Raw genomic sequence first — 12,165 nt, 5'->3', positions numbered from 1 at the left:
GTGTTTTTATTTTTTCTGGTAATGGGAGGGAAGGTGTAATGTAAATCTTCCGGCTTTTACTGTTTTGTATTTTTCCGGCTGGCTTACAAACTGCAAAGGTACAATTTCTTTCGGACTGAAAGGATAATCGTCACTTTCTATATAAATGAAGTCGTCCGGCGTTTTCCCGGTTTTCTTTATAATGAAGCTCACATAGTTCTTCAAAGCAAAATAATAGTAAATAGGTGGTTTTGCGTTCAGAATATATAAATAGCCCATTAAATGATTGCTAGAGTAGATGATATTTTGCTGATTTTGAAGGTAAGGACGGAGGTCTTCAATATCTTTTTTTCTTTCTTTATCCAGATACAGATCATGGCCGCCTATGTTTACCTTTTCCGTCTGTTCCGTAAAGACGAAATCTTTCCAGCCTCTTTCTTTTAAGATATTAGGAAATATAAAACACTGATAGGCAAGCAGGATCACAAAGATCATAAAATACCTTACCTGATACAGGGAAAGGATAATGACCGCCAAAGCAATATAATAGTAAATGTTATACAGCATCCCTCTGACCTCAAAATAAGCTCCGGATCCGAATGACAACCCGAACGGGATCAGAAAAAGTACAATGAGCATTGATTTTTTTTCATTGCTGATATCTTCCAGGCAATATCTGTAGATCAGAAGAGCCAGTAATACATAATTGATATAAATGGAGCTGAAAAAGAAGTTCGAAATAATGAAAACAGCAGCAAGAATAATAAGGATATAATTCAGGTCGCGGATCTTATTCTTTGAGAACCAGTGAAGCCAGCCTGTTAAAACTGCCACAGGAGCAAAAACAAATCCGGCTACTTTAAGGATCCAGAAGATATAAAAACGTTTCGGATGCTGTTTGGTATGGAACTCTTTATATATTTTGATCCACTCCAGCTGGGAAATGAACTTGGAAAAGCTTTCAATAAAGGTAAAATAAAATGCGATCCCCAATATTCCGCCTGCAACAATATAAATGATCGTTTTTTTTGAGTTTTTCCAGAAGTTGAATAAAAGGAAAGCAGCGATCGGAATAAGAACCAATGTATGCGGAATACCGTCAAACAAAAGCAAGCCTAATGTAAAACCTGCAATGGGAAGCGGGAATACTTTCCGGTAAATAAGGAATAGTAAAATACATGTTAAGGAAATATTGATAAGGATCGTATTTCCGATATATTGATGGAGGACAATATTACTGATGCGCCAGGTAAGGAAATTGATCATCACTCCTAAAAAACCGATCAGAAGTGCATTGACTTTTAACTTATAATACCTGCTGATAAAAAAGAAGAGCAGAAATGTGGAGATATTTAAAAGCCCATAAGTAATACAGCGGAACAGATAAATATTTTCTGTAAAGAAAACATGAAAGATACGGTAGAAATTGGTAGCATCTATTGTAGGTAAAGTTTCATGATCTCTATAGAAAAATAAATAGAAGGCTTCATCATTGAAAATGAAACCTTTATCCAGATTAGAATAGACGATATACCCTGTAAACAATGCTCCTATTAAAAAGACCAGGCTTAAAAGGTTTTCATATTTGTACTGAATTTTATCCATGAGTTACTTTTTTTGTGCCCAGATGCTGAAGCCCGAAGCCATATTCTTACTCATCGGGTAATACTGTAAAATAACATCCAGAAATTTGATCGGGAAGGTAAGGATCATGAAAAGCAAATACAGGAACGTATGAAGCGGCTTTATCCCGAAAGAGAAAACCAGTGCAAACCATTCCTGAACCACCCAAAGCATTCCCGAAGTGGGACCTATCGGTTTCAGCTTTAAAATTTCAAAATCTTTGAACTGATGTTTCATCCCTTCATAGGTAAACCTCTGGAAATCATACGGTGAAGCATGAAAAGGCTGCATGAAAGGAATAAAGCAATAGATCTTCCCGCCAGGTTTTAAAATCCTGTGGATCTCTGCAATGACTTTCTGCGGATTAGGAACATGCTCTAAAACGGCAATATTGATGATGTAATCTACAGAGTTATCCTTAAAGGGTATTTTTTCGATATCACATATAACGTCTACATTGTCATAAGGGAGAAGGTCTACATTCAGCAGATCGTCTCCAAAATCGGAATTTCCGCTTCCCAGATTAAGGGCTACCACTTTTTTTCCTTTGATCTCGTTACGGATGATCCTTTTGGCATCAAAGAAAGGCTGTGGATAAACAGGGCTTATGATCTCGATGAGCGAGCTGTATACCTTATTGAATTTCTTTATTTTATATTTTATTTTATCAAGAAAGTCGGTGACAACTTCTTCCTGAACAGGAATGAAAATATATTTTCCATTTTTTACCTGATATTCGTCTTTAAATATTTCTGGATTAACTTCTTTCATGGAAAATTATTAAAATTCATTGATTATGCGGATTACTTTTTCCTGCTCGGCTTCTGATAGTTCATAAAATAGCGGTAATCTCAGAAGGCAGTCTTCAAAATGATCGGAATTCGGAAGTGCTCTTTCATCATGTTTCTGAAGATAATATTCGCTTTTGTGAAGGGAAAGGTAATGGAAAACTGCTAAAATATTGTTTTCCTTCAGTCTTTTGATCAGTTCAGTCCTGGATTCCAGTTCGTTGCAGACGATATAGAACATGTGGGCATTATTCGTGGCAAAATCAGGAATAACGGGTAAAGAGATCTTCGGATTGTTTTTTAACCCCTCGTAATACCTGTTCCATATTTTCAGCCTGTTGTGCTGGATATCATCAATATTTTCCAGTTGGGCCCAAAGAAAGGCAGAGATCACTTCACTGGGTAAGAATGAAGAGCCCGTATCTACCCAGCCGTATTTGTTGATTTCACCTCGGAAAAACATGGAGCGGTTGGTTCCTTTTTCCCAGATTATTTCTGACCTGTTAATAAAGCGGTCATCATTCACGGTAAGCATTCCTCCTTCTCCGGAGATAATATTTTTAGTCTCGTGGAAAGAGAAAGCACCCAAATGCCCGATACCTCCCAATGCTTTTTTAGTTCCGTCTTTAAAGGTGTAATAGCTGTCAATGGCCTGAGCTGCATCTTCTATCAGGATGAGGTTATATTTTTCTGCAATCTCCAGTATCTTTTCCATATCACAGGCAATTCCTGCATAATGAACAACCACGATCGCTTTTGTTTTTTCAGTGATCAGCTTTTCGATCTTATCAGCATCAATATTAGGATTATCGGGATAAGAATCTGCGAATATAATGCGGGCACCCTGTCTTACGAATGCCAGTGCGGATGATACAAAGGTATAGCTGGGTACGATGACTTCATCTCCGGCATTGATATCGGCCAGTAAGGCGCACATTTCCAGGGCATCTGTACATGAGGTGGTGAGCAAAGCTTTTTTAAAGCCATAGGTATCTTCAAAGAATTTCTGGCATTTCTGGGTGAAAATACCGTTCCCGGAAATTTTTCCTGAGGCTACGGCCTCTTCTATATATTTGGTTTCTTTTCCTGTAAGATAGGGTTTGTTAAAGGGAATCATTTTTCCAGTAGTGTTTTATAATTATTTCGTCTTTTATCTCGTAGCCCTGTTTTTTGTAAAATGAACAGGCCTGAATGTTTTCTTTTTGTGTTGGGATCTCCAGATGGGTCATTCCATTATCCAGACAAAAGTTTTCTGCTGTCTGCAAGAGTTTTCTGCCGAATCCTTTTCCCTGATATTCAGGATGGGTAGCAATGAGCCCGATCTTTCCCAGATCATCATACTTCTGAACGGTCACAAAGCCGATCGCTTTTCCGGATTCTTCAATATAGAAGGTTTTCACGGCAAATTTTTTGTTAAGGCTGTTGATCACCCACCTATCATACAGCTCTTTGAATTTGGCCTCACCAAAGCTTTTATCCAGTAAAAAACGGCTCATTTTGCCGCTTTCATAGGCCAGTTCTTTAAAGAAATCTTCTTCTTTTTCCTCGTTGTCAGAGTCTTTAACCAGTCCTGATCCTATATTGTGAAGATGATCCAGGGGTTTTATGAAGTTCACTTTTGTTTCTTTAAAGCTAAGATCATAGCCTTCCCAATCTATGAGAAAGTCTGAGAGTTGCTTTACTACAATAAGATCGTAATTTTCAGTATCTACAGGCTCTTCCTGATCTAAGGTGATATCTCCTATCTTTTTGCTGAAGAAATCACTGTCCCAGGGTAAGAAATTAATTTTCATAAGCTTCATCGATTATAAAAACAGGTCTGTTTTTGGTTTGGTTAAATGTTTTCCCCAGATATATTCCCACAATTCCTATACAGCTGATAATCACTCCGGACAAGAACCAGATAGAGAGTATGAGTGAGCTAAAACCGGGTTCAGTAGTTTTTCCTTCAACATACCGTACGGCAAAAAAAACAGCGACAAGAATGGAAAGCAAAGATATGACGGAACCAAAACCTACGAATATTTTTAAAGGCTTATCTGAAAAGGAAATAATAACATTGAATGCCAGAGAAATTAACCTTGAAAGGCTATAGGCGGATTTTCCTTCTTCCCTTGATGCATGTTCTACGGAAACCGTGGTCGTTTTATATCCGACCCAGTTAACAAACAGCGGGAAAAATTTTATGGCATCATTGATCTTCAGTATGGATTGAACCACTTTTCTGTTGTATATTCCAAAATTGGCTATTTCGTTATTGATTTCTATGCCCGCCAGATAATTGAAAACCTTATAAAAGATTTTGGAGCTAAGCTTTTTTAGTGCCGAGTCAATTCTTATCTCTCTTCTGGCAAGAACCACATCATATCCTTCAGTTGCTTTTTTATACAGCTTTTCAATCTCTTTAGGTTGATCCTGCATATCGCAATCCATTACTACAACCCAGTCTCCTGTTGCCTTGCTAAGGCCGGCCATGATGGTTGGATGCTGGCCGAAATTACGGCTTAAGCGGTATATTTTTACATGAGCATTTTCTTTAGCCAGAGATTTCATCACTTCCCAGGAATCATCAAGGCTTCTGTCATCCACAAGGATGATCTCATAATCTTCCCCTATTTTTTCAGCGGCATGAGAGATCTCAGAAACCAAAAGAGGGAGTATTTTTTCTGCTCGATATACTGGGCTAACAATGCTGATCATGAATTGTTGATATGGGTAATAAATTTTTCAAAGATATGATAATCATTTTTGTTTTTAGGAACTATAAAAATAAGTCTTTTTGTTATAAATTGAGAAAGGAATGCTTTTCCTTTGTTATCTTTTCTTTAATTTTTAACAGCTCGGCACTATTTCGGTTAATTTCATTATAACGCTGAAGCAGGTTTTTGGCCTGGCTGATATTTCCGGTTAATGCATTTTTGATGAGGCTTTGCCTCAATGCGTTTTTTTCCTGCTGTAGGGCATTTGGGTAATTAGGGTTTAATATTTTGGTCTCTATGGAGAGGTCCCTATACTTATTATAGTCTACTTTACCCAATGTCTGTTTTCCGTCATGCACCACTTTACTTCCCGGGGCAAGCAGGATCTTCTTTTTATGGAAATGAAGCCTGTTCACATACTCATTATCTTCACCATAATGGAAAAAGTAGGGATTGAACCCACCAACGATCTCTATGGTTTTTTTAGGCAGGAACCAATGGGCTGCATTAATGAAACTTATCTCATAGTAAGGTTTCAATGTTTGAAAATACAAATCTGAAATAAGCCTTGTTTTTTCAAAATTAGTGGCAATATATTTATCTAAAAAAATGTCCAGCTGCTTTTCTGTTCCGTCAATATGCATCGGGCTTATGATCCCGATCTCTTCTTTATTCTGATGGCTATTGTACACCTCCAGTAATTTTTCAAGACTGTTTTCATACAACCAGGCGTCCTGATTCATCAGGTAAAAGAAATCCGCCCCTTTTTTATAGGCTTCTTCTATCCCGATATTATTGGCTTTCCCGAAACCTAGATTTTCTTTGGACTGGATGAACTCTACTTCGGGAAAATGGGTCTTTATATATTCCTGAGTCCCATCGGTAGAGCCGTTGTCAACGACAATACATTTTAAGGGAACAGAAGACTGCCTTAAGCTTGTAAAGCATCTCTGAGCCCATTTCATGGCATTGTAGGTCACTATTATAAAGAAAACTTCAGGCATGGGTGTCTGTTTTAGATGTATTTTTTAGCCAAAGCGTTGATATATTCCGGAGGAGTTATTTCCGAGAAGAAACGGTCAATGTTTTCATCAAAACTTACTTTATAAAAATCGCCTTCATCCACTTCATTGTATGCGGCATTTTTATTGATCTGCTTTTCTACGGCATCGATGATCTCTTTCAGGTCGTAGTAGTAAGGAAAGGCCAGATTAATGGTCTGATTATGGATTTCCGTGCAATTGTGCGCTAAAAACTTAGCAATATCATCGATGTCTATTAAAAGCCTTCTTGCCTTTTTGTGCAATACAAAGGTATTATTGCTGCTGATCTGATTTTTAAGGAAATTGAACAGCGTATTCGGATTTCCTCCATTGCCGACAATATTCCCGACTCTCAGGATAAGGTAAGCCTCAACATTGTTTTTGATATAATTTTCAAGCTCCTGCTTATGAAGCACATAGTGGCTGTCCTGTTTAGACTGGTCATAAATGCTGAGTGTAGAAAAATAGACTAATTTTTTTCCATCGTATTCTTCAATACACTGCTTCAAAAGAGAGAATTCCCTTTCAAACTCTGAATCTCTGGTTTCAAGAGAATTGGATACTCCTGAAGCAAAATACAGCATATCTTCCGAGTCAATATTTTTTAATGAATTGGCAATAAGTCCGGAACCTATTATCATACTTGTGTTACTATTTAATGTTATAATTTAAACAAAACTATGGTTTTGTTTTTTAATTTCATACTTCTGCTTAATGGTATGCCTGCTCCACTTCATAGCTGAATAGAGCTTTAGGGGATTTAATGAAAACTTTGACAGTACATTATAAAAAAAGTACCCGATGCCTGCCCTGTAAAAATTTGATTTTGAAATGACCGTTGAATAAGACATCAGCGTGTAATAAAAATAGGTTTTCAATTTTAAGGTACTGTATTCGGGATTATGTTTTTTAATAAAAGGGATAATGGCGAAATCCTTTTTCATGACCTCGTATGTGACGTTTTTTGAAATACTGGAGCTGAACTGCCTGTAAGTGGCCATTTGCTCCGGCAAAACCTTCAATTTTCCAAAACATCCTGCCAGTAAGTATAAACATCGGTCTGCAGAGATGATATCGGTAGGAAAATCTTCTCGCAGGATTTCTTTTCTGAAAAAGATGGTTGAGGTCTGGCATATTTTAAGATCCGTCAGATGATCGCGGGTAAGTACCTGACCTGCATGCTTTGAGAAGGAGTGACTGGGAAGGGGAAGATCCTCATATATTACTTTGGAATCCGTACCTACAGAGGAGAAGTCCGGGTTTGCTTCCAAAAAATCGTATTGCTGCTGCAATTTTGAATCATTGATCCAGGAGTCGTCACCGTCCAATATCGCAATATACTTTCCCGAAGCTTTCGAAAAAGAGAATAATGTATTTTTAACATATCCCAGATTGGGTACATTTTTAAAGTACCTGATCGTATTTCCTTTCGGATGTTCAGACATAATCTTCTGAACAATGGCTTCCGTATGATCCGAAGAGTTGTCATTACAGATAATGATCTCGTACAACCCACCGAATTTCTGTAAAAAAATGCTGTTAAGGCATTCTTCTATGTATTTTTCGTGGTTGTAAGTGGTAATGCAGATGCTTACCAAAGGGACTGTATTGTTGTGTTGCTCTTCCATCAATGCCATCAGACAGTGTATTTTACCAGCCGTCAAAAATAATGTAAAAACATTAAATCAGAGAGGGCGGTATTTAAATTTCATTTGAATATTTTTTTAATTCTGAGATAAAAATTCTGTACGGCCTCAAATTTCCTTAACGAATAATATTTCTGCTTAAAATGCTCAAGCTCCCGCATCTGAGCAAAATTGTCCGTAAAGACCGTTTCAATATTGATATTTCTTCTTTCTGCAGCTTTCATGTTCACCACCCAACGCCAATATTCTGCTTTTCTCATATTAGTATTGGTAGAAATACCTCCGTTATGGATCCTGTACAGATATAGGAATTCATCCAGATATACTGTTTCTCCTGCTTCATAGAGTTTAAGGTAAAGATCCTGATCAACGGCACGCTGAAAATAGGAGTCAATTCCGGATGTTTTTTTGTAAAAGGAGTTTTTATAGGCGGCAAAAACGAAAATTTCGCCATCCAAATTTAAAAAATCATCTCTTCTCTTAACATTTTTACCGTTGGTATACTCTTTTAAAATGTTTAGGTTATCATCACATATATAGCATTTTGAGTGAATGAGTGCAGCTTCCGGATATTGGGCATGAGCGTTGACCATGAGTTCCAAAGCATTGGACGTAATAGTATCATCAGGATCTAAAAAACCACAGATCTCTCCTCCGGCAAGTTCCGCACATTTTCTTTTGGAAAAACCACAGCCTTTATTTTCCTCATTCACATAGATTTTGAACCTTTCATCATGCTCAATGAGCTTCCTTATCATCTCTACGGAATTATCGGTAGAGCAGTCATCGACAATAATGACCTCCCAATTCTGATAGGTCTGGGATATAATACTCTCAAAGCAATCCTTAAAGTAGCGGCCATTGTTATAATTGGCGACCAGTATGCTGAAAAGAGGGGATTGATGGTTCATGATGTGTTTCAATGATATGATTTAATCTATGATATTGCTTAAATGTTCCAGGGTCAGTTTTTCTACAAACAGATGCCTGTTCTTTTTTATTTTTTCAATGTCCCAGTTCCACCATTCTATTTCCATCAGCTTATTGATGATCTCTTCAGAGAATCTGTACTTAATGACATTAGCCGGCGAACCGCCAACGATGGCATAAGGCGGAACATCTTTAGTGACCACACTGTTGGTTGCAATTACAGCTCCGTCACCAACGGAAACTCCGGATAAAATAATGCTTTGTGCCCCGATCCATACATCATTTCCCACTACAATATCTCCTTTTGAATAGCTGTCTATCCTTAAAGCTTCTCCAAAGACCCTTTGTCTTATGAAATAAGTGGTCAGCTTTTCATAATCGTGCAGGTTTTCCTGAAATATAACCCCGCTTGCAATAGAGCAGAAACTGCCGATTCGTATTCCGTTGATAACAGCCTGGGCATGGGTATTAGGGCCATTGATGCTGGTGTATCTTCCTATTTCTATAGTACCTCCCAGCTTCACTTCCGGAATATAACAATGATCTCCGATTTTTACGTCTCCATAGACGAAAGAATTGATGATATGAGCAGATGGTGATATCAGGTCATACTTGTCGACCCGGGAGTTCTTGATATTCGGGTAATTTAATTCATAACTATCGGGCTGTTTTTCCTTCCTGCCTTTTAGTATATTCAATATTTTTCGGAACATAGGATTTAATTATGAATTAAAAATTGTATTTATAAAATGGGTGTCAATCTTACTTTCACTTTTTTCAGAATGATCATTAAGCCGGGATTCAAACTCCGAAAAACGATCCTGAAAATCATGCCGGTCATAATCTATATAAACAGCCATGCCGTTTTCTATCCTGCTTTCAAAGGATTCTTTGCCTATTTTGTTTAAAAGGACTGTTTTTTTATTAAGCATATCAGCTTCTATAATGGTTCCGGAAAAATGGGTAACATTAAAAAGGCAGCTTCTTAACAGTAAAGGCAGAGGATAGCTGTTTGCTTTTTCAAATTCTACTTTATCGTCTAGTGAATTCTCCTGTATGATTTTAAATATTTCTTCTTTTTCCTGCTCACTTTGTCTGGGATGGAATCTGAGATACCATTGATAATTAGAACGCTTTATAGCTTCTATAATATTTGAAGAAAGAAGCATGGATATTTCTACAGGGCTTGGCTGCATGGTATAGAAAATGAAAGGTTCTTCCGGTGCTTTTTTTCTGAAATCAAAATCAAACCAGGGATTTCCGCCTACAAAAGCAGAATAATTGCTATTGTTTTTAAATGTGGAATTAATGACTTCTGCAGAACTTTTATCCCAGTTCCAGTACATTCCCGGAAGCATGTCATAGCCCTTATCCGGCAGGTTGCTCCAGTTTGAATAAGCCATGTGTATGTTTGTCTGCGGGCCATGCTGCATTTCGATAGTTTTAATTTTATACTGATTAGCTATGGCAGCCAGAAGCATTCCAAACTCGGTATAATAGCATAAGATGAAAAGATATTCAGGCCGGATCTTTTTAATGACCATGAGTACAAACCGGTAACGGATATCCAGATGATTATTCAGATATTCTGTTACTTGTTCCCTGCTTCTTTTTTCTGCAAAATCCTTCGTTAATTCATTCGTCTTTAAAAAATCTGTGAATTCTGGATAGCCTTCCAGTTCTATTTTATTTTTCTTATTAAAAGGCTTTGTAAGCTTATAATAATACGTGAATAGCCTGAACCCGTAAAGAAATTGAATGGACTTTTCGGAATGATTGATCTTCTTTTCTTTATTCTCGGTATATTCCAATAAGGAAAAATCGGTCAGGTTATATTTCTGGATCAACGGGTCGTAGAATTTATTGTAAAATACACCTTCAAGCTCGGCACGATGGGCAAAAGCCCCCACAAATAAATATCTGACTTTACGTAGCGAAGAAAGCCAACGAAAGAACAGTTTTGAGGTTTGCAGATAATAATACAGTTTTTTTACCGGATTGATTTTTTGTGCAGACGGCTCCGGTGAGCTGAAGGTTTTTTCTTCAGGATCACTTTGTTCCGTTTTAAAAATAAGATGGAAATAAAGCATGAATCTAAGCAAAGGCCAGATATGGATATCATTAAATTTCCAGTCATTGACCTGAAACCTGTTTTCAATGTCAACAATAAAATCCCTTATATCTTTCCTGTCGCTGATCTGCATGCCGGATTTATTTTACAAGTAATTCACCGTTTTGATATACGTCTCCTTTTAAAAAGATGGAAGCATATACATTTTCTTTCAGTCCCGTAACTTTAAATTTTGTGTAGTTTCTGTAGTTGGCCAGATAAGTATACTGGTTTTCGTTACCATTATTTGACATTACAAAATAGGTTATCGAATATTCTCCGTCAATCAACAGCATTTCAGGAAAAACCATTTTAATATGGTTTTTATCTTTTACTTTAAAGGTGGGTGAAAACTTATTGGTTATAAAATTAGCTACAATCTTAAGGTCTTTATCTGTGATGGACATAAGAATGTAGTACTCCTGGACCGTTGGATCTTTAATTTCAATTTCACATTCTACAACCAGGTCATCACCATATTTTACCTGTACTATATTATCCTTACTTTCAATTTTGTCTGCGGGCTTAGAATTGATCTTAAAATTGGAAATAGACGCGCCTTTGTCATTTTCTATCATAGAGCTTTCTCCCGAAAATTCATCAAAGTACATTTCTATTCCTTTATGGATATCTTCACCGAAGTATAATTCTTTGCCATGCTGCATAAAGATCACCTTATTACACACCCGTGCCACATTGGGCATAGAATGGCTCACGAAAAGCACCGCAGCAGTTTTCATCAGTTCCATCATTTTATTGAAAGATTTGATCTTAAATCCTGCGTCACCTACGGCCAATACTTCATCCAGTATTAGTATATCCGGTTCCAAATGAGCTGCTACGGAGAATCCCAGCCTAACTTTCATTCCAGAACTATAATATTGAACAGGGGTGTCAATAAATTCTTCCAGTTCCGAAAAGGCAATAATTTCGTCTAATTTATTGTTGGTTTGTGCTTTTGATAGCCCTAAAACAGCCGCATTATTATAAATATTTTCCCGTCCGGTAAGGATAGGGTTAAAGCCGGCTCCCAATTCTATCAGTGCATTTACTCTTCCCCGCATTTCCACTCTGCCTCTGTCCGGCATTATCAGCCCATTCAGGACTTTGAGAAGTGTGCTTTTTCCTGCTCCGTTATGACCTAATAGGCCAAGACATTCGCCCCGCTTAAGTTCGAAGCTTATATCATTAACTGCCCAGAATTCGGCTTTTCTCAGATCTCTTTCTTTGGAATTGCCCACAATACCTGTTGCCAGGTCCTGAACGCCATACCATAACCCTCTATTTAGCTGTTTACAAAACTTTTTGGAAACATTTTCTACTTTTATTAAAACTTCTGACATTTTT

General features: G+C 37.3%; 12 protein-coding genes. All 12 read right to left on the bottom strand.

Features of this window, described 5'->3' with window-relative positions:
* Positions 1–6: 6 nt before the first annotated feature.
* The 12 genes from HNP38_RS09345 to HNP38_RS09290 all read right to left on the bottom strand — a co-directional run bounded on the left by HNP38_RS09345 (position 7) and on the right by HNP38_RS09290 (position 12,161).
* Positions 7–1,584 (bottom strand): hypothetical protein, encoded by a 1,578-nt coding sequence (locus tag HNP38_RS09345; protein ID WP_184188265.1) that lies wholly within the window; start codon positions 1,582–1,584, stop codon positions 7–9.
* Between the two features lie 3 nt (positions 1,585–1,587).
* Positions 1,588–2,373, bottom strand: coding sequence for a class I SAM-dependent methyltransferase (locus HNP38_RS09340; RefSeq protein ID WP_184188262.1), 786 nt, complete (start codon positions 2,371–2,373; stop codon positions 1,588–1,590).
* Positions 2,374–2,382: 9 nt separating this feature from the next.
* Positions 2,383–3,507, bottom strand: a complete 1,125-nt coding sequence (gene rffA, locus HNP38_RS09335; RefSeq protein WP_184188258.1) for a dTDP-4-amino-4,6-dideoxygalactose transaminase — start codon at positions 3,505–3,507, stop codon at positions 2,383–2,385.
* Entirely contained in the window at positions 3,494–4,183 is a 690-nt protein-coding gene (locus tag HNP38_RS09330) for a GNAT family N-acetyltransferase (RefSeq protein ID WP_184188255.1), read from the bottom strand. Before HNP38_RS09330 ends, rffA begins: the two co-directional genes overlap by 14 nt.
* Positions 4,173–5,090 carry a glycosyltransferase family 2 protein gene (locus tag HNP38_RS09325; RefSeq protein ID WP_184188252.1) on the bottom strand — a complete coding sequence of 306 codons (918 nt, stop codon included), beginning with the start codon at positions 5,088–5,090 and terminating at the stop codon, positions 4,173–4,175. The genes HNP38_RS09330 and HNP38_RS09325 overlap by 11 nt, the downstream gene beginning before the upstream one ends.
* Positions 5,091–5,172: 82 nt before the next feature.
* The gene (locus HNP38_RS09320; protein WP_184188249.1) at positions 5,173–6,093 is read right to left on the bottom strand and encodes a glycosyltransferase family 2 protein; all 921 of its coding nucleotides are present in this window, start codon (positions 6,091–6,093) and stop codon (positions 5,173–5,175) included.
* Positions 6,094–6,104: 11 nt separating this feature from the next.
* On the bottom strand, positions 6,105–6,773 hold the full coding sequence (locus tag HNP38_RS09315; protein WP_184188246.1) for an NAD-dependent epimerase/dehydratase family protein: 669 nt from the start codon (positions 6,771–6,773) through the stop codon (positions 6,105–6,107).
* Positions 6,774–6,800: 27 nt separating this feature from the next.
* Complete coding sequence (locus HNP38_RS09310) at positions 6,801–7,769, bottom strand: glycosyltransferase family 2 protein (protein WP_184188243.1); 969 nt, start codon at positions 7,767–7,769, stop codon at positions 6,801–6,803.
* A gap of 71 nt (positions 7,770–7,840) precedes the next feature.
* A complete protein-coding gene (locus HNP38_RS09305) occupies positions 7,841–8,689 on the bottom strand; it encodes a glycosyltransferase family 2 protein (protein ID WP_184188241.1) in 849 nt (282 codons plus the stop codon).
* Between the two features lie 21 nt (positions 8,690–8,710).
* Positions 8,711–9,421 (bottom strand): CatB-related O-acetyltransferase, encoded by a 711-nt coding sequence (locus HNP38_RS09300; RefSeq protein WP_228461022.1) that lies wholly within the window; start codon positions 9,419–9,421, stop codon positions 8,711–8,713.
* Positions 9,422–9,430: 9 nt separating this feature from the next.
* Complete coding sequence (locus HNP38_RS09295; protein ID WP_184188235.1) at positions 9,431–10,912, bottom strand: hypothetical protein; 1,482 nt, start codon at positions 10,910–10,912, stop codon at positions 9,431–9,433.
* A 7-nt stretch (positions 10,913–10,919) separates the two neighbouring features.
* Positions 10,920–12,161, bottom strand: coding sequence for a polysaccharide ABC transporter ATP-binding protein (locus HNP38_RS09290; protein ID WP_184188232.1), 1,242 nt, complete (start codon positions 12,159–12,161; stop codon positions 10,920–10,922).
* Positions 12,162–12,165: the final 4 nt, after the last annotated feature.

Source organism: Chryseobacterium defluvii, from assembly GCF_014204415.1.
Taxonomy (GTDB): Bacteria; Bacteroidota; Bacteroidia; order Flavobacteriales; family Weeksellaceae; genus Chryseobacterium; species Chryseobacterium defluvii_A.
Note: the sequence above shows the minus strand (reverse complement) of the source record. Positions and strands in the feature narration are given on the sequence as shown.